24 protein-coding genes are annotated in these 23,584 nt (G+C 67.7%); 17 read left to right on the top strand and 7 right to left on the bottom strand.

Features of this window, described 5'->3' with window-relative positions:
- The first annotated feature begins 107 nt into the window (after window positions 1-107).
- The 7 genes from N1027_RS00120 (at window position 108) to N1027_RS00090 (ending at window position 8,808) form a co-directional block, all read left to right on the top strand.
- Window positions 108-1,721, top strand: a complete 1,614-nt coding sequence (locus N1027_RS00120) for an alpha,alpha-trehalose-phosphate synthase (UDP-forming) (RefSeq protein WP_259503670.1) — start codon at window positions 108-110, stop codon at window positions 1,719-1,721.
- Window positions 1,718-2,602 carry a trehalose-phosphatase gene (gene otsB, locus N1027_RS00115; protein ID WP_259503668.1) on the top strand — a complete coding sequence of 295 codons (885 nt, stop codon included), beginning with the start codon at window positions 1,718-1,720 and terminating at the stop codon, window positions 2,600-2,602. Before N1027_RS00120 ends, otsB begins: the two co-directional genes overlap by 4 nt.
- A gap of 66 nt (window positions 2,603-2,668) precedes the next feature.
- Complete coding sequence (gene ilvD / locus N1027_RS00110) at window positions 2,669-4,363, top strand: dihydroxy-acid dehydratase (protein ID WP_259503661.1); 1,695 nt, start codon at window positions 2,669-2,671, stop codon at window positions 4,361-4,363.
- A 41-nt stretch (window positions 4,364-4,404) separates the two neighbouring features.
- Window positions 4,405-6,204 carry an acetolactate synthase large subunit gene (locus tag N1027_RS00105; protein ID WP_259503659.1) on the top strand — a complete coding sequence of 600 codons (1,800 nt, stop codon included), beginning with the start codon at window positions 4,405-4,407 and terminating at the stop codon, window positions 6,202-6,204.
- 3 nt (window positions 6,205-6,207) lie between these two features.
- Entirely contained in the window at window positions 6,208-6,717 is a 510-nt protein-coding gene (gene ilvN / locus N1027_RS00100; RefSeq protein WP_259503656.1) for an acetolactate synthase small subunit, read from the top strand.
- Between the two features lie 32 nt (window positions 6,718-6,749).
- Window positions 6,750-7,775 carry a ketol-acid reductoisomerase gene (gene ilvC / locus N1027_RS00095; RefSeq protein WP_259503655.1) on the top strand — a complete coding sequence of 342 codons (1,026 nt, stop codon included), beginning with the start codon at window positions 6,750-6,752 and terminating at the stop codon, window positions 7,773-7,775.
- A 268-nt stretch (window positions 7,776-8,043) separates the two neighbouring features.
- Window positions 8,044-8,808 carry an SDR family oxidoreductase gene (locus N1027_RS00090; RefSeq protein ID WP_259503654.1) on the top strand — a complete coding sequence of 255 codons (765 nt, stop codon included), beginning with the start codon at window positions 8,044-8,046 and terminating at the stop codon, window positions 8,806-8,808.
- A 61-nt stretch (window positions 8,809-8,869) separates the two neighbouring features.
- Here N1027_RS00090 and N1027_RS00085 read toward each other — a convergent pair whose 3' ends face one another.
- The gene (locus N1027_RS00085; RefSeq protein WP_259503653.1) at window positions 8,870-8,995 is read right to left on the bottom strand and encodes a hypothetical protein; all 126 of its coding nucleotides are present in this window, start codon (window positions 8,993-8,995) and stop codon (window positions 8,870-8,872) included.
- Window positions 8,996-9,423: 428 nt separating this feature from the next.
- Here N1027_RS00085 and N1027_RS00080 point away from each other — a divergent pair, with 428 nt between their 5' ends.
- Both N1027_RS00080 and N1027_RS00075 read left to right on the top strand, forming a co-directional pair.
- A complete protein-coding gene (locus N1027_RS00080; protein WP_259503652.1) occupies window positions 9,424-10,110 on the top strand; it encodes a hypothetical protein in 687 nt (228 codons plus the stop codon).
- 1 nt (window position 10,111) lies between these two features.
- Window positions 10,112-10,504 carry a hypothetical protein gene (locus N1027_RS00075; protein ID WP_259503651.1) on the top strand — a complete coding sequence of 131 codons (393 nt, stop codon included), beginning with the start codon at window positions 10,112-10,114 and terminating at the stop codon, window positions 10,502-10,504.
- Between the two features lie 33 nt (window positions 10,505-10,537).
- Here the strand turns inward: N1027_RS00075 and N1027_RS00070 are convergent, their stop codons facing one another.
- Entirely contained in the window at window positions 10,538-10,936 is a 399-nt protein-coding gene (locus tag N1027_RS00070; protein WP_259503650.1) for a DoxX family protein, read from the bottom strand.
- A 63-nt stretch (window positions 10,937-10,999) separates the two neighbouring features.
- On the opposite strand from N1027_RS00070, the gene serA reads away from it, so the two are divergent.
- The 6 genes from serA (at window position 11,000) to N1027_RS00040 (ending at window position 17,375) form a co-directional block, all read left to right on the top strand.
- Window positions 11,000-12,592, top strand: a complete 1,593-nt coding sequence (gene serA, locus N1027_RS00065; protein ID WP_259503649.1) for a phosphoglycerate dehydrogenase — start codon at window positions 11,000-11,002, stop codon at window positions 12,590-12,592.
- A gap of 100 nt (window positions 12,593-12,692) precedes the next feature.
- The gene (locus tag N1027_RS00060) at window positions 12,693-13,070 is read left to right on the top strand and encodes a YciI family protein (RefSeq protein WP_259503648.1); all 378 of its coding nucleotides are present in this window, start codon (window positions 12,693-12,695) and stop codon (window positions 13,068-13,070) included.
- 10 nt (window positions 13,071-13,080) lie between these two features.
- Window positions 13,081-14,361, top strand: coding sequence for an RNA polymerase sigma factor (locus N1027_RS00055; protein WP_259503647.1), 1,281 nt, complete (start codon window positions 13,081-13,083; stop codon window positions 14,359-14,361).
- Window positions 14,362-14,363: 2 nt separating this feature from the next.
- Entirely contained in the window at window positions 14,364-15,437 is a 1,074-nt protein-coding gene (locus N1027_RS00050) for a 3-isopropylmalate dehydrogenase (RefSeq protein WP_259503646.1), read from the top strand.
- 38 nt (window positions 15,438-15,475) lie between these two features.
- On the top strand, window positions 15,476-16,588 hold the full coding sequence (locus N1027_RS00045; protein ID WP_259503645.1) for a branched-chain amino acid aminotransferase: 1,113 nt from the start codon (window positions 15,476-15,478) through the stop codon (window positions 16,586-16,588).
- A gap of 10 nt (window positions 16,589-16,598) precedes the next feature.
- The gene (locus N1027_RS00040) at window positions 16,599-17,375 is read left to right on the top strand and encodes a fumarylacetoacetate hydrolase family protein (RefSeq protein ID WP_259503644.1); all 777 of its coding nucleotides are present in this window, start codon (window positions 16,599-16,601) and stop codon (window positions 17,373-17,375) included.
- Between the two features lie 18 nt (window positions 17,376-17,393).
- Here the strand turns inward: N1027_RS00040 and N1027_RS00035 are convergent, their stop codons facing one another.
- Together N1027_RS00035 and N1027_RS00030 are read right to left on the bottom strand one after the other, a co-directional pair.
- On the bottom strand, window positions 17,394-17,840 hold the full coding sequence (locus tag N1027_RS00035) for a MarR family winged helix-turn-helix transcriptional regulator (RefSeq protein ID WP_259503642.1): 447 nt from the start codon (window positions 17,838-17,840) through the stop codon (window positions 17,394-17,396).
- 131 nt (window positions 17,841-17,971) lie between these two features.
- Window positions 17,972-18,823 carry an alpha/beta fold hydrolase gene (locus N1027_RS00030; RefSeq protein WP_259503640.1) on the bottom strand — a complete coding sequence of 284 codons (852 nt, stop codon included), beginning with the start codon at window positions 18,821-18,823 and terminating at the stop codon, window positions 17,972-17,974.
- A 110-nt stretch (window positions 18,824-18,933) separates the two neighbouring features.
- Between N1027_RS00030 and N1027_RS00025 the strand changes: the two genes are divergently transcribed.
- Complete coding sequence (locus tag N1027_RS00025; protein WP_259503638.1) at window positions 18,934-19,392, top strand: SRPBCC domain-containing protein; 459 nt, start codon at window positions 18,934-18,936, stop codon at window positions 19,390-19,392.
- Between the two features lie 135 nt (window positions 19,393-19,527).
- Window positions 19,528-21,063, top strand: coding sequence for an MDR family MFS transporter (locus N1027_RS00020; protein WP_372499625.1), 1,536 nt, complete (start codon window positions 19,528-19,530; stop codon window positions 21,061-21,063).
- A 308-nt stretch (window positions 21,064-21,371) separates the two neighbouring features.
- Here N1027_RS00020 and N1027_RS00015 read toward each other — a convergent pair whose 3' ends face one another.
- From N1027_RS00015 to N1027_RS00005, 3 genes are all read right to left on the bottom strand, one after another.
- Window positions 21,372-22,265, bottom strand: coding sequence for an exonuclease domain-containing protein (locus N1027_RS00015; protein ID WP_259503637.1), 894 nt, complete (start codon window positions 22,263-22,265; stop codon window positions 21,372-21,374).
- 79 nt (window positions 22,266-22,344) lie between these two features.
- On the bottom strand, window positions 22,345-22,641 hold the full coding sequence (locus N1027_RS00010) for an MmcQ/YjbR family DNA-binding protein (protein ID WP_259503636.1): 297 nt from the start codon (window positions 22,639-22,641) through the stop codon (window positions 22,345-22,347).
- On the bottom strand, window positions 22,641-23,306 hold the full coding sequence (locus N1027_RS00005; RefSeq protein WP_259503635.1) for a 4a-hydroxytetrahydrobiopterin dehydratase: 666 nt from the start codon (window positions 23,304-23,306) through the stop codon (window positions 22,641-22,643). The genes N1027_RS00010 and N1027_RS00005 overlap by 1 nt, the downstream gene beginning before the upstream one ends.
- Window positions 23,307-23,584 lie beyond the last annotated feature (278 nt).

Genomic DNA, 23,584 nt, shown 5'->3' with positions numbered 1-23,584 from the left:
CTACCGCTCACCGGCGCATCGGCCACCCGCCCTGATAGACTCGGGGCTGGAATTCCGGGCTGTATTCATTCCCCTCCATCCGCGGCCCGGCTCAGCCGAACGGACTCATGCCCAGCACAGACAGCCCATCCACGCCGCAGTTCGGCGAGTTCCCCTTCGTCGTCGTCTCGAACCGGCTCCCGGTCGACCGAGTCATCGATGCCGAGGGGAACTCGACCTTTCGCACCTCGCCCGGGGGGCTGGTCACCGCGCTCGAACCCGTGATGCGCGAGGCCGACGGGGCGTGGATCGGCTGGACGGGCACCGCCGACGACGAAGCCGAACCGTTCGAGAACGACGGCATCCACCTCATCCCGGTGGCACTCTCCGACGAGGAGATCGAGCTCTACTACGAGGGCTTCTCGAACGACACGCTCTGGCCGCTCTACCACGACGTCATCGCCCCGCCGGCCTATCACCGGGAATGGTGGGAGAGCTACGTCATCGTCAACCAGCGCTTCGCCGACCGCGCCGCCGAGGTCTCGGCCGAGGGTGGCACAGTCTGGGTGCAGGACTACCAGCTGCAGCTGGTGCCGCGGATGCTGCGCAACCAACGCCCCGACCTCACGATCGGTTTCTTCAATCACATTCCATTCCCGGCATACGGCATCTATTCGCAGTTGCCGTGGCGCACGCAGATCATCGAAGGACTGCTCGGCGCCGATGTCATCGGATTCCAGCGCACCGCAGACGCCGGCAACTTCTCCCGCGCCGTGCGGCGCCTGCTCGGCTACCAGTCGAAGGGCACGGTGATCGACGTTCCGGTCGAAGCCGAATCCGAGGTGGCGAGTGCGAAGCACCGCATCTCGACGGTTCGTGACGACAAGCTCGTGCGCACCGTGGTGGCGAAGGCCTTCCCGATCTCGATCGATGCCGCCAGCTACGAAGACCTCGCCCATCGGCCCGACATCCAGGCCCGCGCGGTCGAGATCCGCAACGGGCTCGGCAATCCGGATGTCGTGATGCTCGGCGTCGACCGGCTCGACTACACCAAGGGCATCGGGCACCGGCTCAAGGCGTTCGGCGAACTCCTCGCCGACGGCGACCTCGATGTCGAGGAGGTCACCCTCGTGCAGGTGGCGAGCCCGAGCCGCGAGCGGGTGCGCACCTACCAGAAGCTCCGCGACGAGATCGAACTCACGGTCGGCCGCATCAACGGCGACTACTCCACCATCAGTCACACCGCCATCAGCTACCTGCACCACGGCTACCCGCGCGAGGAGATGGTGGCCCTCTACCTCGCCGCCGACGTGATGCTCGTCACCGCGCTCCGCGACGGCATGAACCTCGTGGCCAAGGAATACGTGGCGACCCGCTTCGACAACGACGGCGTGCTGGTGCTCAGCGAATTCGCGGGAGCCTCCGACGAGCTGCGCACCGCCCTGCGGGTCAATCCGCACGACATCGAGGGGCTGAAGGAAGCGATTCTCCAAGCCAAGCAGATGCCGAAGAGCGAGCGGGCGAGAAGGATGCGCGCCATGCGAAAACGCGTGCAGGAGAACGACGTCGCGCGCTGGTCGTCGTCGTTCCTCGCCGCCCTCGCCACGCCGTCGCACGACCTGGCGTTGCCCAAGGCGAATGCCCGGCAGGGTCAGCGGAGCCCCCGTGAGGAGCGCGACGCGCAAGCCGTCACCCGAGCTGAAGCCCGGGCCGAGGAACGCGCGACGGAGGAAGCCCGATGAGCATCACCACGCCGAACCCGACCGGCCCGATCCGGCACGAGCACGTCGCCGCTGAAGCGGGTGCCGACGCCGATCTGCTCGAATCCACCAGCGGACCGGTGGAGCGTGAGCTGCTCGACGGTCTGCATCGCCTGGCCTCGGCCGAACGGCTGCTCGTCGCCATCGACTTCGACGGCACGCTCGCTCCCGAGGTCGACGAGCCGAGCCGCGCCCGGGCGCTTCCCGAGGCGCGGGAGGCGCTGCTGCGCCTCATCCGGCTCCCGGCGACGCGGGTCGCGCTGGTCTCGGGGCGGGCCATGGAGAGTCTCGAGCAGGTGAGCGATCTGCCCGATGAGGTGCTCCTGGTGGGCTCGCACGGGGTCGAGATCCGGCTCGACGGCCCGACCCAGCTGACCCTCGACACCGTCGAGTTGGAGCAGGTGGATGCGCTGAGCGAGGTTCTCGAGGGTGTCGCCGACTCGATCGACAACGTCTGGATCGAGTCGAAGCCGGCCGGATTCGCTCTGCACACGCGGCTCGCGACGGATGCGGACAGCCGCTTGGCCCACATGGTGGCGCTCGACGAGGCGCACTCCGAGGTGGAGGGGCTGACCGTGCGCGAGGGCAAGAACGTGCTCGAGTTCTCGGTGCGCAACACCACCAAAGGCGAGGCCCTGCTGCACCTCAAGGAGTACGTGCGCGCGACCTCGGTGTTCTACGCCGGCGACGACGTCACCGACGAGGACGGTTTCGCGGTGCTCGGGCCCCATGACTTCGGGTTGAAGAGCGGGGCGGGGCGCACGATCGCCGAGCATCGCGTCGACGGGCCGCGGGAGGTCGCATCCGTTCTGGCGCTGCTGGCAGATTTCCGCGGCGGCGACTCCTCCACGACCGAGCAGTGAACGTGCTCCGTCCACAGCCTGGCCCCCCGTGCCGGAACACCCCTTCGCCGGTTCTAAACTCGTAACATGCCGGAAAGAGACATCAAGCCACGGAGCCGCACCGTCACCGACGGAATCGAAGCCCTCACCTCGCGCGGAATGCTCCGCGGCGTCGGCATGGGCGACGGAGACTGGGAGAAGCCCCAGATCGGCATTGCGAGCTCGTGGAACGAGATCACGCCGTGCAACCTGTCGCTCGAGCGGCTCGCCCGGGCCTCGAAGGAGGGTGTGCACGCCGGCGGCGGCTACCCGCTGCAGTTCGGCACCATTTCGGTCTCCGACGGCATCTCGATGGGCCACGAGGGCATGCACTTCTCGCTGGTGTCGCGCGAGGTCATCGCCGACTCGGTCGAAACCGTCATGATGGCCGAGCGCCTCGACGGATCGGTGCTGCTGGCCGGGTGCGACAAGTCCCTGCCGGGCATGCTGATGGCGGCCGCGCGACTCGACCTCGCGTCGGTGTTCCTCTACGCCGGGTCGATCGCCCCCGGCTGGGTGAAGCTCTCCGATGGCACGGAAAAAGACATCACGATCATCGATTCCTTCGAGGCGGTCGGCGCCGTGCGCGCGGGCCGGATGTCGATGGAAGACGCACATCGCATCGAGTGCGCCTTCGCGCCGGGTGAAGGTTCCTGCGGCGGCATGTACACGGCGAACACGATGGCCAGCGCGGCCGAGGCGATGGGGATGAGCCTGCCCGGCTCGGCGTCGCCCGCCGCCGCCGACCGCCGTCGCGACTACTTCGCCCACCGTTCGGGTGAGGCCGTGGTGAACATGCTGCGTCTCGGCCTCACGGCTCGCGACATCATCACCAAGAAGTCGCTCGAGAACGCGATCGCCGTCGGCATGGCTTTCGGCGGATCGACGAACCTCGTGCTTCATCTGCTCGCCATCGCGGCCGAGGCCGAGGTCGACCTCACCCTCGCCGACTTCAACAAGGTGGGCGACAAGGTGCCGCACATCGGCGACCTGAAGCCGTTCGGCCGCTTCGTGATGAACGACGTCGACCGTCACGGCGGCGTGCCGGCCGTGATGAAGGCGCTCCTCGACGAGGGGCTCCTGCACGGCGACGCGATGACCGTCACCGGCAAGACCATCGAAGAGAACCTCGCCGAGATGGACATCGCACCGCTCGATGGCGAAGTGCTCCGGCCGCTCTCGAACCCGATCCACAAGTCGGGCGGTCTCACCGTGCTCACCGGAACCATGGCGCCGGAGGGCGCCGTGGTGAAGTCGGCCGGCTTCGACGCCGACGTCTTCGAAGGCCCGGCGCGCGTGTTCGAGCGGGAGCGGGCGGCGATGGATGCGCTCACCGAGGGGCGCATCAACGCCGGCGATGTCGTGGTCATCCGCTACGAGGGTCCGAAGGGCGGCCCGGGTATGCGCGAGATGCTCGCCATCACCGCGGCCATCAAGGGGGCAGGGCTCGGCAAGGATGTACTACTATTGACCGACGGCAGGTTCTCAGGCGGCACAACCGGACTGTGTATCGGCCACATAGCACCCGAAGCGGTCGACGCAGGTCCGATCGCCTTCGTGCGCGATGGTGATCTAATACGGGTCGATATCGCAGCTCGCTCGCTCGACCTACTTGTCGATCCGGCTGAGCTAGCAGCTCGCCAAGACGGCTGGGCTCCACTTCCTCCGCGTTACACCCGTGGCGTTCTCGCGAAGTACTCCAAGCTCGTGCACTCCGCTGCGGAGGGCGCGATAACGGGGTAGATTCGCGCATCCATCACCCGCGCTCGATTTTAGGAAACTACATGACCACGGATGCCTTCCCCGTGCCAACCAAGAAGACTCCGCTGAGCACCGAGCCCGAAATTCTCACCGGCTCCGGGGCTGTGCTGCGATCGCTCAAGAACCTCGGCGTCACCGACGTGTTCGGCCTGCCCGGCGGCGCCATCATCCCGTTCTACGACGAGCTGATGACGCAAGACGACATCCGCCACATCCTGGTGCGCCATGAGCAGGGCGCCGGTCACGCGGCCGAGGGCTATGCGGCCGCCACCGGCAAGGTCGGCGTGGCCATCGCCACCAGCGGACCGGGCGCCACCAACCTCGTCACCGCGATCGCCGACGCCTACATGGATTCGGTGCCGCTGCTTGCCATCACCGGTCAGGTGTTCTCGCACCTGATGGGCACCGACGCGTTCCAGGAGGCCGACATCGTGGGAATCACGATGCCGATCACGAAGCACTCCTTCTTGGTGAAGTCGCCCGAGGAGGTGCCGGCCACGATCGCGGCGGCCTACCAGATCGCATCCACGGGTCGTCCTGGTCCGGTGCTCGTCGACATCACGAAAGACGCCCAGCAGAACTCGGCGCCCTTCATCTGGCCCCCGAAGATCGACCTTCCCGGCTACCGGCCCATCACGAAGGCGCACGGCAAGCAGATCCAGGCCGCCGCCCAGTTGCTGCTCGAGTCGAAGAAGCCCGTGTTCTACGTCGGTGGCGGCGTCATCCGTGCCGAGGCGACCGCGGAACTGCTGCGACTGGCTGAAGCCACCGGCGTTCCGGTGGTCACCACCTTGATGGCGCGCGGCGCCTTCCCCGACTCGCACCCGCAGCACCTCGGCATGCCCGGCATGCACGGAACGGTTCCCGCGGTGCTCGCCCTGCAGGAGAGCGACCTGCTCATCTCGCTCGGCGCCCGGTTCGACGACCGGGTGACCGGCAAGGCGAGCGAATTCGCCCCGAATGCGAAGGTCGTTCACGTCGACGTCGATCCCGCGGAGATCTCGAAGATCCGGGTGGCCGACGTGCCGATCGTCGGCGACGCGAAAGACGTCATCGCCGATCTCATCAAGGCCTACTCCGACGCGGGCGGCCAGAAGACGCTCGATCTCGACGAGTGGTGGAACTACCTGCACGGTCTGCAGAAGGAGTTCCCGCTCGGCTACTCCGAGCCCACCGACGGCCTCCTGGCGCCGCAGTACGTGATCAAGCGGATCGGTGAGCTGACCGGCCCCGAGGCGACCTACGCCGCGGGCGTGGGGCAGCACCAGATGTGGGCGGCGCAGTTCATCAAGTACGAGCGCCCGCACTCCTGGCTCAACTCCGGTGGCGCCGGCACCATGGGGTACGCCGTTCCGGCGGCCATGGGCGCCAAGGTGGCCGAGCCCGAGCGCACGGTGTGGGCGATCGACGGCGACGGATGCTTCCAGATGACCAATCAGGAACTCGCGACCTGCACGATCAACAACATCCCGATCAAGGTCGCGATCATCAACAACTCCTCGCTCGGCATGGTGCGCCAGTGGCAGACGCTGTTCTACGACGGCCGCCACTCGTTCACCGACCTGAACACCGGTCACGCGACGCAGATGGTGCCCGACTTCGTGAAGATGGCCGACGCCTATGGTGCTCTGGGCATCCGGGTCACCAAGGTCGAGGAGGTCGACGCAGCCATCAAGCTCGCGCTCGAGACGAACGACCGGCCGGTCGTGATCGACTTCATCGTCTCGGCCGACGCGATGGTGTGGCCGATGGTGCCCCAGGGTGTCAGCAACAGCTTCGTGCAGTACGCCAAAGAGCACGCCCCGGAATGGGAAGAGGAGTAGACCATGAGCACTCACGTTCTGAGCCTCCTCGTCGAGGACAAGCCGGGTCTGCTGACCCGCGTGGCGGGGCTGTTCGCTCGCCGCGGCTTCAACATCGAGTCGCTCGCGGTGGGCCACTCGGAGATCGACGGCCTCTCGCGGATCACCGTGGTGGTCGACGTCGAAGACCTCCCGCTCGAGCAGGTGACGAAGCAGTTGAACAAGCTGATCAACGTCATCAAGATCGTGGAACTCGACCCCGCGCAAGCCGTGCAGCGGGAACACCTGCTGATCAAGGTGCGAGTCGACAACACGACGCGATCGCAGGTGCTCGAGGCCGTCAACCTCTTCCGGGCGCGCGTCGTCGACGTCTCGAGCGACGCGCTCGTGATCGAAGTCACCGGCGACTCCGGCAAGACCCAGGCGTTCCTGCGCGTGCTCGAGCCCTACGGCATCAAGGAGCTCGCCCAATCGGGCCTGCTCGCGATCGGCCGCGGCGGCAAGAGCATCACCGAGCGCGTCTTCAAGAACTGAACACACGACCCCACTAACAAGGAGAAACACACGTGACCGAGATCTTCTATGACCAGGACGCCGATCTGTCCCTGATCCAGTCCAAGAAGGTGGCCGTCATCGGCTACGGCTCGCAGGGCCACGCCCACGCGCTGAACCTTCGTGACTCGGGCGTCGAGGTCGTCGTCGCGCTGAAGGAGGGGTCGAAGTCGACCGCCAAGGCCGAGGAGGCGGGCTTCACGGTCCTCTCCGTCGCCGAGGCGACCGCCTGGGCCGACGTCATCGTCGTTCTCGCGCCCGACCAGCACCAGCGGGGCATCTACGCCGCCGACATCCAGCCCAACCTGAGCGACGGCAAGGCGCTGCTGTTCGGTCACGGCTTCAACATCCGCTTCGGCTACATCCAGGCGCCCGAGGGCGTCGACGTGATCATGGTCGCCCCCAAGGGCCCGGGTCACACCGTGCGTCGTGAGTACGAGGCGGGCCGCGGCGTTCCCGTTATCGTCGCCGTCGAGAACGACGCGACCGGTTCGGCGTGGGAGCTCGCCTGGAGCTACGCCAAGGGCATCGGCGGCCTGCGCGCCGGCGGCATCAAGACCACCTTCACCGAAGAGACCGAGACCGACCTGTTCGGCGAGCAGGCCGTGCTCTGCGGTGGCGTCTCGCAGCTCGTGCAGTACGGCTTCGAGACCCTCACCGAGGCCGGCTACCAGCCGCAGATCGCCTACTTCGAGGTGTTGCACGAGCTGAAGCTCATCGTCGACCTGATGTGGGAGGGTGGCATCGCCAAGCAGCGCTGGTCGGTCTCCGACACGGCCGAGTACGGCGACTACGTCTCGGGTCCGCGCGTCATCGACCCGCACGTGAAAGAGAACATGAAGGCCGTTCTCGCCGACATCCAGTCGGGCGCGTTCGCGAAGCGGTTCATCGACGACCAGGATGCCGGGGCTCCCGAGTTCCTCGCCCTCCGCGAGAAGGGTGCGGCGCACCCCATCGAGGCCACCGGCAAGGAGCTGCGTGCTCTCTTCGCCTGGAAGCAGCAGGACGCGGACTACACCGACGGGTCTGCTGCGCGCTGACCTCGGTGCGCTGACCTCAGTGCGCTGACTCAGTGTCATGACCGAAGGGCCCCGGAACGCGAGTTCCGGGGCCCTTCGGCGTTGCTTGACGGCCGAGCCGAGGATGCCGCTGGTGAGGGGCATCCTTCCGTTGTTCATCGGGCCACTGCGCGACGACCACCGGGCGCCCGGTGGTGCTGCGACGTGGATGCGCACGACAGATCGGTCACAGATCTGTCTGTCGCCCGGTCTTTGCTGACATCACCCATTCCGACTGTCAGGAGAAATCATGAAGATCGTCGTCATCGGCGCCACCGGCCTGATCGGTACGCAGCTCGTCGCGGTGCTCCAGCGTGCCGGCCACGCCGTCGTCGCCGGCTCCCGCGCCAATGGCATCGACGCCGTCTCCGGAACCGGGATCGTCAGAGCCGTCGCCGGCGCCGACGTGGTCGTCGACGTCATGAACGTTCCCGAACGCGACGGCGACGAGGCCCGCCGGCTTTTCGTCGACGCGAGCACCACCCTGCTCCGCGCCGAAGCGGATGCGGGGGTGGGCCACCACATCGTGCTCTCGGTCGTGGGCGTCGACCGGGCGCACGGCGACGGCTACTTCCGGGCGAAGGCAGCCCAGGAAGAGGCCGTCGAGAGCGGCGGCGTGCCGTACACGATCGTGCGCGCGACGCAGTTCTACGAGTTCGCCCACCAGATCGCGGCCTGGAACACGGTCGAGGACACGGTTCGCCTGCCCGGCCGCGCCATGCGTCCGGTCGCATCGGGCGACGTGACGGCAGCGCTCGTGCGCGTCGCCGGCGCGGCGCCCGTCGAGGCGGCGGTCGAAGTCGCGGGGCCCGAGGTCATTCCCCTCGACGACTTCGTGCGCCGAGTGCTCCTCAAAGATCACGACGAGCGATACGTGTTCACGGCCGCCGATGCCCAGCCCATCGGCTTCAACCTCGACGGGGAGTTGCTACTGCCCGGGCCCGACGCGAGTATCTCCCCGACGACCCTCGAGTCGTGGCTGCATCGCGATCACGTCGACGTCACTGTGGCCTGACGTCCTCACGCGAGTTCCTCGCGCCGAGCCTTGGCATGGCGAGGGGGTGCCGGTAATGACATTAGGGCACCGGGATGCGTTCGGGGGAGCGGAAGATGAGTCGTGGGCGCACCAGCCGGTCGCGCGGATCGTCGACGGTCGCGTCGCCCAGCCGCCCGCCGTACACGCCGCTCGGTGACTCGAGCACGCCGCTCGCGACCAGCGTCGAGAGGCTGCTCGACGCTGGAGATGCCGAGGGTCGCGGCGACGGGTGAGTTGTCGTAGCCGATCACGGGAATGCGGCCCCCGGATGCGATCAGCGCCCGAGCGCGAGAGCGTCGCTCGCGCACACCACGCCGTCGATCGACCCCGGGCGGGGGAGCAGCTCGCGCATGCGTCACTCCCGATGATGTCTGGGTCACCCCGACCTGACCCGCGCATCCGTCACCCGTGCGGCCGGCTGCACACGGGGCTGCTTCGGGAGGAGCTGCGTGACACGAGGCGCTCAGGAGGGCGTCGTCGTCCGCACGTCCTCCCGAAAAGGCGACCAGCGCATCCCGGCGGGGAGCGGGCCGCAGAACCACGACCCGTGCCCGGGCGCGGCTGCACACGAAGGCTGCGCGATAGGGTGATGGCATGAGTGACCGCCGGGACGACGACGCGCTCGCCTGGGCGGGCGACGACGATCCGACCCTCGCGCCCGTCAGGTCGCCGATCGCTGACGACGACGAGCTCGACGACGAGGTCGTCGCACCCTCGACGCCTGCCGCCGCCGCTGGGACCACCGCTCCCGCGCCGACCGCCGCGTCCGGGCCCGAAGGCACCGTCGCCGCATCCTCCGCGGCTGAAGTGCTCCCCGCTGCGCCCGACACCGCGCCCGCCACACCCGTCGCCGCGTCTTCCCGTCCCGCCGCACCCGCCGTCGCATCCGCCGCCGTCGCCGCGGCACCCGCGCGACGCACCGTGCTCGACGAAGCGGAAGAGGCCGAAGACCGCGCCGTCGACAAGGAACTCGCCGAAGCCGAAGCCGCGTCGAAGCAGCTGAGCTCGGCCGCACTGATCGGCTTGGGCATCCTCGGCGGCGTCTACCTGCTCTACACGATCGGCTGGATCGTGAGCTTCTCGCGCTATCAGACGCCGCTCACGGTCGATTTCTCCGTGGTGAGCTACCGCATCACGCAGTCCCTCGCCGTGGCCGCCACACCGCTCTGGTTCGTGGCGACGCTGTTGCTGACGCAGTCCAAAGACATCCGTTTCCGCTACCTGTGGCTCGTGATCGGTGTTCTCGTGCTCGTGCCCTGGCCCTTCTTGATGGGGGTGTGAGATGACCGACGCAACCGCATCCGTCGCCTCCGGAAGCACGCCGCCCAACCCGCCCACACCGGCCAAGCCCGCCAAGCGCGGATTCCGCACCTTCGGCCGGGCCGGCTGGGCCGTGGCGGTCGTCTTCGCGTTCCTCTACGCCTACCACCTGTGGGGAGGCATCGCGAACCTGGTCGGCGTGGTCACCACCTTCTCGAGCTTCGGCGTCGCGGTCTCGGCCGAGATCTGGACGCTCGTGATCGTGTACGCCGTGGTGCCGATCCTGGTCTACGCGATCGCGCTTGTCGTCGGTCGCACCCTCTCGAACGGCGCGCGCGCCGTGGTGTTCGCGGTGGGATTCGCGGTGGTCTCGGTGGTTTCGCTCGACATCCTGGTCATCGCCTCCGCCGCCTGAGCCGCCGCTCGACCGCTCGGCCGCTCGCACCGATCAGAAGAAGGCCACCAGCAGCACCAGCGCCGCCAGCACGATCTGCCCGATCAGCCGTGGCACGAATGGCACGGCCAGCGCGCCGAAACGCTCCCGGTGCCTTGCCGCATAGGCGTTGGCGGGGAACACGCAAGCCAGAAAGACCACGAGCGCGACCCCCGCGATCATCCGCGTCGGCGAGAACAGCAGCCCCAGCCCGCCCGCGATCTCGCACACCCCGGTGACATACACCAGCGTCAGCGGCGTCACCCGTCCGTCGGGCCGCAGCCACGGCGGAATCATCGCCGCCATGGTGCGCGCCGAGCGCGGCACGAAGTGATTCACGCCCATCGCGATGAACGCGACGGCGATGAGGATGCGCAGCACCGTCAGGACGACGTCGAACGTCACAGAGTCCATGGCCTCATTCTGCCTGCACTACGCTGGAGAGGCTCCCACCAGACCAACCGAAGGACCCGATCCGTGTCGAAGCCGGTCGTGCTGATCGCCGAAGAACTGTCCCCCGCCACCGTCGACGCCCTCGGGCCCGACTTCGACGTGCGCAACGTCGACGGCACCGACCGCCCCGCTCTGCTGGCGGCGCTCGCCGAGGCGAACGCGGTGCTCGTGCGCTCTGCCACGAAGGTCGACGCCGAGGCCATCGCGGCCGCCCCCAAGCTGCAGGTCATCGCGCGTGCAGGCGTGGGGCTCGACAACGTCGACATCAAGGCGGCCACCACTGCGGGAGTCATGGTGGTCAACGCGCCCACCTCCAACATCATCTCGGCCGCCGAGCTGACGGTCGGTCACATCCTGAGCCTGGCACGGCACATCCCCGCCGCCCACGCAGCGCTCGCGCAGGGGCAGTGGAAGCGCTCGGCCTACACCGGTGTCGAGCTCTACGAGAAGACGGTCGGCATCATCGGGCTCGGCCGCATCGGTGCGCTCATCACCGCGCGCCTGCAGGCATTCGGCGTGAACGTGATCGCCTACGACCCCTATGTCACGAGCGCCCGGGCGCAGCAGCTCGGCGTCACCCTGGTGACGCTCGACGAACTGCTCGAGCAGAGCGACTTCATCACCATCCACATGCCGAAGACCCCCGAGACCACCGGGATGATCGCCGACGAGCAGCTCGCGAAGATGAAGCCCACCGCATTCATCGTGAACGTCGCCCGCGGCGGCCTCATCGACGAGGATGCGCTTTACCGTGCCCTCAGCGCGAACGTGATCGCGGGCGCCGGCCTCGACGTGTTCGTCTCCGAGCCCCCGAAGGAATCGCCGCTCTTGGCGCTCCCGAACGTGATCGTCACACCGCACCTCGGTGCCTCGACCGACGAGGCGCAGGAGAAGGCGGGCGTCTCGGTGGCCAAGTCGGTGCGGCTGGCGCTCTCGGGCGAGCTGGTTCCGGATGCGGTCAACGTGGCCGGTGGAGTCATCGACCCGTACGTGCGCCCCGGCATCCCGCTGGTCGAGAAGCTCGGTCAGGTGTTCTCCGGTCTCGCCGACAGCCCGCTGACGAGCATCGACGTGGTCGTCAAGGGTGAGCTGGCCGACTACGACGTCGCCGTGTTGAAGCTCGCTGCGCTGAAGGGCGTCTTCACCAACGTGGTGAGCGAGACGGTCTCCTACGTCAACGCCCCGCTCCTCGCCGAGCAGCGCGGCGTCACCGTGCGCCTCATCACCGAGCCCGTCTCTGAGGAGTACCGCAACGTCATCACGCTGTCCGGCGCCCTGAGCGACGGGTCGCAGATCTCGGTCTCCGGCACCCTCACGGGCACGAAGCAGATCGAGAAGATCGTCGAGATCAACGGCTACGACGTCGAGGTGCCGTTCGCGAAGCACCTGATCGTGATGCTGTACACCGATCGGCCCGGGATCGTCGCGGTCTACGGCAAGGAGTTCGGCGAGGCATCCGTCAACATCGCGGGCATGCAGATCGCCCGCCACGAAGCCGGCGGCCAGGCGCTCAGCGTGCTCACCGTCGACTCCCCGGTTCCCGACGGACTCCTGCACAAGTTGCAGGAGTCGATCGAAGCCGACCTGATGCGAGAGATCGACATCACGGAAGAGTAATTCCCGAAAAGATTTCTTCTCGGCTGTCGATTGCGGCGGCTAGCGTTCGTCGTATGGATGTCGCTTGACACATTCTGACGCAACAGAAGGAGAAGGCATCATGACTCAGGAATACATCATCCTCATCCGCGAACCCGAGTGGGACTCGTCTGCAGCCACCGAAGAGGACTGGGCGGCCGCCATGCAACAGCACGGCGCCTTCATGCAGGCCGTGGCGGCGGCCGGTGCGCAGGTGCTCGGGGGCGACGCGCTGGAATCCAGCGACAAGGCCGTGCGCATCACCCCGGCGCACGACGGCAGCCCGGCGGTCTACACCGACGGCCCGTTCACCGAGACCAAAGAGGTCGTCTCCGGGTTCTACAAGATCTGCGTCGAGAACGAAGCGCAAGCCCGTGAACTCGCCGCCCTCGTGCCCACCGGTGGTTGGGTCGAGCTCTTTCCGGTGATGGACACCAACGGGCAGGCCAACGCGGGCTGACGGTCGACGGATGCCGCGCAGCCCCACCGAACTGGAGCACACCTTCCGCGAGGAATGGCCTCGCATCCTGGGAAGTGTGCTCCGGTTCACCGGTGACCTCCAGATGGCGGAAGACGCCGTGCAGGAGGCGTTCGTGCGGGCGAGTGCCCAAGTGGGGCTGCGCAATCCGGCCTCCTGGATCACCACCACCGCGAAACATGTCGCCGTCGACTGGATGCGGCGCGAGGCCGGCTTCGTGCGCAACTACGGGCGCCTGGCCGCCGAGGCCGCCGACCGCGAGGCCGCTGCTGCCGAGCAGGTGGGTGCCGATCCGTTCTCCGTCTCGATCGACGACGACCGGTTGCAGCTGCTCTTCATGGCCTGCCACCCGGAGCTCGCCGAGGAGGCGCGCCTCGCCATCGCCCTGCGTGCGGTCTGCGGTGTGCCGACCGAAGAGATCGCGGAGCTCTTCCTGGTGAAGCCGGCCACCATGGCGGCCCGGCTCACGCGGGCGAAGAAGCGCATCCAGTCGTCGGGCATCCGCTTGGAACAGCCGGATGCCGCGGAACTCGCTGCTCGCACCGACGACGTGCTCGCCATCGTCTACCTGCTCTACACGGCCGGCCACACCGCGCTCGCCGGCGACGCCATCAGTCTCGCGGTCACGACCCGGAGTGCGCTCTCGCTGGCGCGCTCGATCGTGCGTCTGCGACCACGCCACCTCGAAGCCCGTGGCCTCCTCGCCCTGCTGCTGCTCACCGAAGCCCGGGCCGCCGGCCGAACGGATGTCGCGGGAGAACTGGTGACCCTCGAAGACGCCGATCGGTCGCTCTGGAACGCAGCCTTCATCGAGGAGGGCCTCGACCAGGCCACCATCGCCCTCGCCGGACGCGGGCGTTTCGCCCTTCAGGCCGGCATCTCGGGTCTGCACTCGGAGTCGCCCACCTGGGAGGCCACCGACTGGGTCTCCATCGTCTCCCTCTACGACGCGCTGGTGGCATCCTGGCCCTCGCCGGCGGCGCGTCTCAACCGCGTGGTCGCCCGTTCTTACCTCCCTTCCGCTCGTCCCGAAGAGGCGCTCGCTGAGCTTGACGACTTGGTGGCAGACGCATCGGGCCCTGCCTTCACCCGCCAGCTCTGGGCTGTGCGAGCCGACCTCCTCCGTCGCTCGGCTCACCCTGACGAAGCCGTGAAGGCTTACGCCCGAGCGCTGGACGGAGAGTCGAACGACTCCATCCGCTCGTTCCTGGAGAGACGGATGCGAGAAGTCCGACTCCGCGGTTCCGACGCCTTCGGGGCAAGTAATGTTTAGTCATGGCTCGAACCTTCAATCTCGCACTCATCCCCGGCGACGGGATCGGCCCGGAGGTCGTCGCCGAGGCCGTGAAGGTGCTCGACGCGGTCACCGCGGGCAGCGACGTCGAGTTCGCGAAGACGCACTTCTCGCTCGGCGCGGGCCGTTACCTGGAGACGGGCGATGTGCTGACCGACGACGATCTCGCGGCGATCAGCGGCCACGACGTGATCCTCCTCGGCGCCGTCGGGGGAGTGCCCGGCGACCCGCGGCTGAAGGGCGCCAACATCGAACGCGGCCTGCTGCTGAAGTTGCGGTTCGCGCTCGACCACTACGTCAATCTCCGTCCGACCACCATCTACCCGGGCGTGCCCAGCCCGCTCGCTGCTCATGGCGAGGTCGACTTCGTGGTGGTGCGCGAGGGCACCGAGGGGCCATACGTCGGCAACGGCGGCTCCATCCGCGCGGGCACGCCGCACGAGATCGCGAACGAGGTCTCGGTCAACACCGCCTATGGCGTCGAGCGCGTGGTGCGGGATGCCTTCGCCCGCGCATCCGCCCGCCGCAAGAAGCTGACGCTGGTGCACAAGACCAACGTGCTCACCTTCTCGGGCGGGCTCTGGCAGCGCGTCGTGAACGAAGTGGCCACCGAGTTCCCGGAGGTCGCCGTCGACTACCTGCACGTCGACGCGGCGACGATCTTCCTCGTCACCGATCCTGCTAGGTTTGACGTCATCGTCACGGACAACCTCTTCGGCGACATCCTTACCGACCTGGCCGGCGCAATCAGCGGCGGGATCGGATTGGCGGCCTCGGGCAACATCAACCCCGATGGCACGTTTCCATCGATGTTCGAACCGGTGCACGGCTCCGCTCCTGACATCGCCGGGCAGCAGAAGGCCGATCCCACGGCCGCGATCCTCTCGGTCGCCCTGCTTCTCGATCACCTCGGGCTCGCCGCTCAGGCGGTGCGCGTGCGCGAGGCCGTCGTCGCCGACATCGCGGCGCGCGACGGATCGCCGCGCACGACGGAGCAGATCGGCGACGCGATCGTCGCCACGATCGCCGCTCCCGCGCTCGAGACCTCCCACTGACGAACAGCTCTGACGGAAGCATCGACGAAAGACGGACCATGACCATCGCACCCTCCTCCACCTTCCCCCTCCAGTTCGAGCTCACGCCCTCGCAGGATGCGCGGGCGGAGGCGGAACGCGAAGTCATCCTGGCCGATCCCGGGTTCGGTAAGCACTTCACCGACCACATGGTGCAGATCGACTGGACCGTCACGGAGGGGTGGCACAACGCCAGTGTCATTCCCTACGGCCCGCTGATGCTCGACCCTTCGGCCGCCGTGCTGCACTACGCGCAGGAGATCTTCGAGGGTCTGAAGGCCTACCGGCACGCCGACGGTTCGATCTGGACGTTCCGGCCTGAGAAGAACGGCGAGCGTCTGCAACGGTCCGCGCGGCGCCTGGCCCTGCCCGAGCTGGCCGTCGAGGATTTCGTGGAATCGCTCAAACAGCTGATCGCCGTGGATGGCTCGTGGGTGCCGAACGCGCCCGAGACGAGCCTCTACATCCGGCCGTTCATGATCGCCAACGAATCGTTCCTCGGCGTGCGCCCTTCGCAGAAGGTCGGCTACTACGTGATCGCCAGCCCCGCCGGCGCCTACTTCACGGGCGGCGTGGCTCCCGTGTCGATCTGGCTCTCGACCGAATACTCCCGCGCCGGCCGGGGCGGCACGGGTGCGGCCAAGTGCGGCGGAAACTACGCCGCCTCGCTGCTTCCGCAGCAGGAAGCCTATGAGCACGGCTGTGCGCAGGTGCTCTTCCTCGACGGCGAGACCGGCCAGCACGTCGACGAACTCGGCGGCATGAACGTGTTCTTCGTGCACCAGGGCGGAAAGATCGTGACGCCGCGCCTCACCGGCACGATCCTCGAGGGCATCACCCGCGACAGCATCATCCAGCTCGCCGAGGATCGCGGCCTGACCGTGGAGGAGCGCGACGTCACGATCGACGAGTGGCGCGACGGTGTGGCCTCCGGCGAGATCACCGAGGTCTTCGCCTGCGGTACCGCTGCGGTGATCACCCCCATCTCGGCGCTGAAGGCGCCCGACTTCACGATCGGCGACGAGAACGCGCCCGCGGGCGAACTCACGATGTCGATCCGGCAGGAGCTGACCGACATCCAGTACGGCCGGATTCCCGACCGCCACGGCTGGCTCACGAGACTGGACGCGTGAGGGCTCGCTCATGAAGATCGCACGGTTCAGTCATGGCGGCGCCATCAACTTCGGGATCCTCGATGAAGCCGAGGGCGGCGGCACGGAGTTGGTCGTTCTTAACGGCGACCCGATGTTCGCCGGTTTCGACACCACGGGTGAGCGCGTGCCGCTGGCGGAGGCGACGCTGCTCGCCCCGGTCATCCCACGCTCGAAGGTGGTCGCGGTGGGGAAGAACTACCAGGACCACGTCGCCGAGATGAACACCGGGGAGGCGCCGAAGGAACCCCTGCTTTTCCTGAAGCCGAACACCTCGGTGATCGGCCCGGGCGACCGCATCGTGCGTCCGCGGCAGTCGAACCGGGTGGATTTCGAGGGTGAACTCGCGATCGTGATCGGCAGTGTGGCGAAGAACGTTCCTGCGGCCGACGCAGCGAGCGTGATCTTCGGATACACGATCGCCAACGACGTGACGGCGCGAGACCTGCAGGCCTCCGACGGCCAGTGGGCCCGGGCCAAGGGTTTCGACACCTTCTGCCCGCTCGGCCCCGTGATCGAGACGGACTTCGATCTCGCCTCCGCGGCCGTCGAGACCCGTCTGAACGGAGTGCTCAAGCAGAGTGCACCGCTCAGCGACATGATCCATTCGGTGCCGGCCATCGTGGCCTACGCGTCGGCCGCGTTCACCCTCCTGCCGGGCGACGTCATCCTCACCGGCACGCCGGCGGGTGTCGGCCCCATGGAATCCGGCGACACCGTCGAGATCGAGATCTCGGGGCTCGGAGTGCTCACGAACCCGGTGGTCTGACCCGCGTCTGGCCGGTGGTCAGGGGTTCTGCGCCAGGAGTCCGGCCGCCGCGTCGAGCGCGTCGAGGGCGCCCGCCAACTGGGCGATCTGCTCGTCGTCGAGTTCTTCGAAGAGCTCGAGCACGTGCCGGGCACGCTCGGTGCGCGCACGCAGGATCGCCTCGGCGCCGGCATCCGTCGAGCCGACGAAGAAGGAGCGACCGTCGTCGGGGTCGGCGGTGCGGGTGACGAGCTGCTTTGTCTCGAGGTCGGCGAGCAGGCGGGTGATCGTCGGCGCAGCGACGCGCTCCACCCGGGCCAGGTCGCCGGGGCGGATCGGACCACAGCGCACGATGGTCGACAAAGCGGAGATCTGGCCCGGAGTGAGGGTGTCGCTGGTCGCCCGGATGCGCCGATTCAGACGCCCCACGGAGAGAGCGAGGCGGGCGGCGATTTCGGCTCGGTCCTGGCCGGATTCATTCGTCATCGAGTTTGACTTTCGGTCACCAATTGAGCGGGTATCGATGAGTCTTCCACATGCTTGTCCTTCTCGCCGTGACTGAACGACGTGATTACGGCGACATCCGCATCAGGATCAGTGGTCGGGCGCGCCGACCCTCAGTTGTTCGCCGTCTGCTTCGTGAGGAACGCGAGCACCTCGTCGGCGACTCCGCGCCAGCCGTGGTCGATGGTGAGCGAATGGCCGCGGCCCGGCATCTCGATGAACTCGGTCGTGCCCGGATTCTTCGCCTGGATGCGGTAGGCCGCCTCCGTCATCGCGCGCGGCACCGTGTTGTCGTGCTCGCCGGAGACGATCAGCAGTGGCCCTCGCTCGGGGTTCTTCGTGTGGACCTTCGTCTCGGTGAAGGGGTTGAAGTTCGCGGTGGCCGCCTGGAACAGCGGAACACCGGATGCGGCCACGTGATAGGTCTCCCAGAGCTCCTTCGCCTCGTCGGCGTCGAGGTTGTTGGCCCAGCCGAACGTGAACTGCTCCAGGGTGAGCGAGACCGCCTTGCCGAAGTTGAGCGGGTTGCCGAGCACAGGCGCCGAGGACTTGAGCGAGGACACCGGCAGGGGGAGCACGCCTTGGAACGGCGCCGGATCGATGGCGACGGTCGCCTCGCTCGCTCCTTCTCCGGCGATCTTCTGCGCGATCAGGCCGCCGAAGGAGTGGCCGACCACCGCAGGGGTGAGGTCGAGCGCGTCGATGGCCTCGAGATAGTGCTCGGTGACCTGCTTGACCATCTTGTGGGCGAAGACATCCGGATCTTTGCGGGCCTCGTCGACGCTCTGCGGGTCGTCGGGCCACCCGGGTGCGATGGTGGAGAAACCGTTCTCCTCGAACAGCGTGCGCCACTTCTCCCAGCTGCTGGAGAGCAGCCACAGACCGTGCACGAAGACGACGGGCTGGAGACCCTCCGCGTTGGCGCGTTCGATCTCTTCGGTTTCGACGCTGGTGAGTGTGCTCACGGGGCTTCCTTCCGGTCGGCGGTCTTCGCACGCTACTGGCGCGGCGAAGTCGGCGCAAGAGGTTCGGACAGGGTGTGGACCGGCGACGGGGGGCTGTGGAGAATGGGGGCATGTCATCTGGAGCCGAGACGATCTCCCGGGAGTTCACGATCGTGATCGACGCGGAACCCGCGCTGGTCTGGACCGCGCTGACGTCGCCGGAGTACACGACCGAATGGTGGTTCGCCAACACGGTCGAGTCGACCTGGGAGGTGGGGGCTCCGATCCGCTACCTCGGCGAGGACGGGTTGCCCGACGTGCTCGGCGAAGTGCTCGTGATCGAGCCTCCGTACCGGCTCGCCACGACGTTCCATCCCGTGTGGTCGCAAGAGGTGAGCGAGCACGGGGGAACCCGGGTGGACTGGCAGCTCGATGCGTTCGACGAGCCGGCCGATGCGACGTGCACCCGGGTGACGCTGACGCACTCGGGCGTCGTCGCCGGCAGCGTGCTCGACCGGGAGACCAGCCCGGGCTGGAATTACCTGCTCGAGAGCCTGAAGAAGCTGCTCGAATCGCGCACTCGATCCTGAGCCGCCCCTATGTGTACACTGTTCACATAGCGTTCGTTCCGATGTCGGTGGAATACGGCAGAGTACGAATCGCGTTCTCCTTCACGCCGGCTGTGCCGACCCCTTTGCCCGTCCCTTTTCCGACAGGACTTCTCTGTGACCGACAGCTCCCTGCAAGCCACCGACGCCGCGCCACCCCTCTCGAGTGGCGGCGCGGTCGACGGCGGCGACCACATCGCCCGCCGCAACAAACTCGTCATCAATCTGCTGCTGGTGGCGACCTTCGTCGTCATCCTCAACGAGACCATCATGGGGGTGGCGATCCCGCACCTGGTGGTCGACCTCGGCATCACCGAGGTGGCCGCACAGTGGCTCTCGACCGCCTTCATGCTCACGATGGCCGTCGTCATCCCCATCACCGGATTCCTCCTCCAGCGCTTCAACACGCGACCGATCTTCATCGCCGCGATGTCGTTGTTCAGCGCAGGCACCCTGATCGCCGCGCTCGCGCCCGGCTTCGAGGTGCTGCTCGCGGCCCGCGTCGTGCAGGCATCGGGAACCGCCATCATGATGCCGCTGCTCATGACCACGGTGATGACCCTGGTTCCGCCGGCGACGCGTGGGCGCACCATGGGAAACATCTCGATCGTGATCTCGGTGGCGCCCGCCATCGGCCCGACCATCTCGGGCATCATCCTGAGCACGCTCACCTGGCGGTGGATGTTCATCCTCGTGCTGCCGATCGCGATCGGCGCGCTGATCCTCGGTGCCGTGCGGGTGAAGAACGTGACCGAGCCGCGTGTGGTGCCGATCGACGTCTTCTCGATCATCCTCTCGGCGTTCGGCTTCGGCGGCCTGGTCTACGGGCTGAGCAACATCGGCGGAGCCTCGGCCACCTTCATGGGCAGCTGGATGCCGCTGATCGTCGGTCTGGTGGCGCTCGCCGCCTTCGTGCTGCGGCAGATCGCGCTCCAGCGCACCGACCGCGCTCTGCTCGATCTGCGCACCTTCAAGGCACGCACCTTCACCGTGGCCATCCTCCTGATGGCGGTGTCGATGATGGCGCTGTTCGGCACGATCATCGTGCTTCCGTTCTTCATGCAGAACGTGCTGCAGCTGGATGCTCTGACCACCGGTCTGCTGCTGCTTCCCGGTGGCATCGTGATGGGTGTGCTGGCGCCGTTCGTCGGGCGGCTCTACGACCGCTACGGGCCGACCGTGCTGCTCGTGCCCGGGTCGATCATCGTGTCGGGCGTGCTGTGGGGGCTCACGATGGTGAACGAGAACACGTCGATGTGGTGGGTGCTCGTAGCGCACGTGACCCTGAGCATCGGACTCGCGCTGATGTTCACGCCGCTGTTCACGGCGGGGCTCGGCGCTCTGAAGCCGCGGCTGTATTCGCACGGTTCGGCGATCGTGGGCACCGTGCAGCAGCTGGCCGGCGCATCCGGAACCGCTCTGTTCATCGCCGTCATGTCGGGCGTCGCGCTGACCCACCAGTCGGCCGGCGAATCGGTGATCTCGTCGACAGCGGCGGGCATCCAGGCCGCGTTCCTCTGCGGCGCGATCATCTCGCTGCTCGGAGTGGTGGCGGCGTTCTTCGTGCGGCGCCCGGCCGAACTGACTCCCGAACAGCGTGTGCTCGAAGAAGAAGCGGGCGGCGCCGCCGAGGGAGTGCCGATCGGGCACTGACCGATCGACCACTGACCCGATCGGCCACTGACCCGATCGGCCACTGACCCGCTGGGCCCCCGTCAGAACTGCGGGGGCTCCGGCGGCGCCTGGGGCGGGTCGCTGGGCGCGCCGGGCGGAGGTGTGGGTGACTCGGGCGGCAGGGTGGGCGGCGGTTCAGTCGACATGCGGCCGACCCTACTCGCCCGAGCCGATTCCGCATCGGGGCGTCGCCGCTGAAACGCCTATGCAGCGCGACCTGGTAGGTGGACGATGGCGGCGGTCGCTGTGTGCAACGACACTAGAGGCAGAGCAGTGTGCAACGACCCTCAGAGGCCGAGCAGCGCGGTGAGGGCGCGCTCGCTGACGACCGGGATGCCATAGGCGCGGGCGAGGCGGGCCTTCGTGGAGAGCGAGTCGGTGTCGGCAGCGGCCACGAGTTTCACCTGCTTCGTGACGTAGTTGCGCGGCACCATCCCGCTCCCGGCGAGAAGGGCGTTCCACTCCTCCCTCGGTCGCGACATCGAGCCGGTGAGAGCCACGTGGTCGCCGGCGCCGAGGGTGAGGCCGTGCGGTGAGCGGGACCCGGCTGTCAGGTGCAAGCCGGAACCTTCCCGCGCGCGCTCGCGCGGGAACCAGTCCGTGCCGGGGCCCGGAAGGCGGGCGAAGGTGTGCCCGACCCCGCGGGCGAGACAGTCATCCCATCCGGAGCGATCCTCCGTGTGGTCGAGGTAGGCCGCCAGCAGCTGCGCGGTGGCCTCGGCGTCGACGGAGGCGCGGTGCGCCCCCTCGAGGTCGATGCCGAACGTCGCACAGCACTCCGCGAGCGACCGACGGGCGCCGGCCGGCAGATACTGCCGCGCGAGCCGCATGGTGCAGAGGGAAACCAGCTCCTCGCCGTGCGAGTACCCCAGCCTGCCCAACTCGGCGAGCAGGAAGCGGGTGTCGAAGCTCGCGTTGTGCGCGACGATGACCCGGCCCGACAGCAGCTCGAGGAGCTCTGCTGCGATCTCCCCGAAGGCGGGTGCCTGGCGGGCCTCGAAGGCGGTGATTCGATGGATGTCTTGGCGCCCGAGGTCGCGGCCGGGGTTGATCAGCGTGTCCCACCGACCGGTGATCGTGCCATCAGGATCGGAGTGCACGACCGCCACTTCGATGGCCCGATCGCTTCCGCTCGGGAACAACCCGGTGGTCTCGAAGTCGATGGTGGCGAAGCCGGGCATGGTGCTCTTCTCGGGTCGTGGGGTGCTGCCCTTCGAGGCTAACCAGAGCGACCGACATCCGAGGGACGACGCGCCTGAGTCAGGCGCGTGCGTGTGCCAGTTCGAGCGCCGCAGCGACCTCGTCGTCCGACGCGACACCGAGGTCGATCACCGTCCACCCCTGCTGCCCCCAAGCGCCGTTCACCGGTGTGAAGGCGGCGCTGTTGCGGCAGAACATGGCCTGCTCCTCGGCGGCCAGGCCGACGTTCATCGTGAGTGCGTCGCGGGGCAGCGACGCGAAGATCCGCGAGACCTTGAAAGCGCGACGGTCATGGTGCGGCACCTCGATCGCACCGGGTAGCTCGAGCGCCAGGGCCGCGCCGTCGACGACAGCCATCAGTCGCTGTCGTCTCGCCAAGCAGCCACGTCGACCTCGTTGCCTTCGAGGTCGGCGAGAGTCCAGTAGGCGGGGGCGTAGGCGTCGTTCACGATCTTCCCGCCGGCCGCGACCGCGGCGGCGACGCGCCGCTCGGCCTCGTCGCGGGGCACCGAGACGTCGATGTGGATGCGGTTGCGCTGCGGACGAGGCACGTCCATCTGCTGGAACCAGACGTTCGGGCCGTGACCGAGCGGGTCGACGACGTCTTCGCCGCCCTCCTGCCGATAGCCGAGCACGGCCTCCCAGAACGGCATCACGGCCGGGATGTCGAGCGCGTCGACCGCGATCTGCACGGTCTGCACCCGGGACGGATCGGCGACGATGCCGAGTTCGTCGGCGGCGATGGAGATTCGGCGGGCCAGGGCGAGGTCACGATGGCTGATGTCGCCGATGTCATGACTGATCAGCCGCACGGCCACCGTCGCGTACTGGAGCTCGACGTCGGGGTGGTGACCGGCCGCATCCGAGAGTTCCGCGATGGCGAACACGAGAGCCGCGCCCTTCTCGAACGAACCGGTTGCGAAATGCGCCCGCGCCCCGTCGAAGACGACCCGCCAGTCGGACACCCCTTCCGCGGCGCGGAACTCGCGCGGCGAAATTCGATCGTTCTTCGTCTCCTCCATAAGCACGAGGGTAGACGTTTCCGGCCGCCACGGACAGTGCCGTGGCGGCCGGCGACCTGCTCGATTCCCGTCGAATGACTCTGGACCTGGGGGCGGTTCATGCGGTCTGATCGAATCAGCGCGAGGCGCCGAGCGTCATCGACCCGAAGTCCTGTCGACGATCCGAAGGAGAGAGTAATGGTTGAGCTGAATGATCCGAGGCCGCATCATGAGTCGCCGGTTTTCGGGGATCCGGATCTGCCGCAGGAGGGGGAGGTGAACACGGTGGATGATCCGGG

The sequence above is a fragment of the Herbiconiux aconitum genome, assembly GCF_024979235.1.
Taxonomy (GTDB): domain Bacteria; phylum Actinomycetota; class Actinomycetes; order Actinomycetales; family Microbacteriaceae; genus Herbiconiux; species Herbiconiux aconitum.
Note: the sequence above shows the minus strand (reverse complement) of the source record. Positions and strands in the feature narration are given on the sequence as shown.

Coding starts and splice junctions, on each gene's coding strand:
- N1027_RS00120 (WP_259503670.1), top strand. CDS start 108: ATGCCCAGCACAGACAGCCCATCCACGCCGCAGTTCGGCGAGTTCCCC.
- otsB (WP_259503668.1), top strand. CDS start 1,718: ATGAGCATCACCACGCCGAACCCGACCGGCCCGATCCGGCACGAGCAC.
- ilvD (WP_259503661.1), top strand. CDS start 2,669: ATGCCGGAAAGAGACATCAAGCCACGGAGCCGCACCGTCACCGACGGA.
- N1027_RS00105 (WP_259503659.1), top strand. CDS start 4,405: ATGACCACGGATGCCTTCCCCGTGCCAACCAAGAAGACTCCGCTGAGC.
- ilvN (WP_259503656.1), top strand. CDS start 6,208: ATGAGCACTCACGTTCTGAGCCTCCTCGTCGAGGACAAGCCGGGTCTG.
- N1027_RS00090 (WP_259503654.1), top strand. CDS start 8,044: ATGAAGATCGTCGTCATCGGCGCCACCGGCCTGATCGGTACGCAGCTC.
- N1027_RS00080 (WP_259503652.1), top strand. CDS start 9,424: ATGAGTGACCGCCGGGACGACGACGCGCTCGCCTGGGCGGGCGACGAC.
- N1027_RS00075 (WP_259503651.1), top strand. CDS start 10,112: ATGACCGACGCAACCGCATCCGTCGCCTCCGGAAGCACGCCGCCCAAC.
- N1027_RS00070 (WP_259503650.1), bottom strand. CDS start 10,936: ATGGACTCTGTGACGTTCGACGTCGTCCTGACGGTGCTGCGCATCCTC.
- N1027_RS00060 (WP_259503648.1), top strand. CDS start 12,693: ATGACTCAGGAATACATCATCCTCATCCGCGAACCCGAGTGGGACTCG.
- N1027_RS00055 (WP_259503647.1), top strand. CDS start 13,081: ATGCCGCGCAGCCCCACCGAACTGGAGCACACCTTCCGCGAGGAATGG.
- N1027_RS00050 (WP_259503646.1), top strand. CDS start 14,364: ATGGCTCGAACCTTCAATCTCGCACTCATCCCCGGCGACGGGATCGGC.
- N1027_RS00045 (WP_259503645.1), top strand. CDS start 15,476: ATGACCATCGCACCCTCCTCCACCTTCCCCCTCCAGTTCGAGCTCACG.
- N1027_RS00040 (WP_259503644.1), top strand. CDS start 16,599: ATGAAGATCGCACGGTTCAGTCATGGCGGCGCCATCAACTTCGGGATC.
- N1027_RS00035 (WP_259503642.1), bottom strand. CDS start 17,840: ATGACGAATGAATCCGGCCAGGACCGAGCCGAAATCGCCGCCCGCCTC.
- N1027_RS00025 (WP_259503638.1), top strand. CDS start 18,934: ATGTCATCTGGAGCCGAGACGATCTCCCGGGAGTTCACGATCGTGATC.
- N1027_RS00015 (WP_259503637.1), bottom strand. CDS start 22,265: ATGCCCGGCTTCGCCACCATCGACTTCGAGACCACCGGGTTGTTCCCG.
- N1027_RS00010 (WP_259503636.1), bottom strand. CDS start 22,641: ATGGCTGTCGTCGACGGCGCGGCCCTGGCGCTCGAGCTACCCGGTGCG.
- N1027_RS00005 (WP_259503635.1), bottom strand. CDS start 23,306: ATGGAGGAGACGAAGAACGATCGAATTTCGCCGCGCGAGTTCCGCGCC.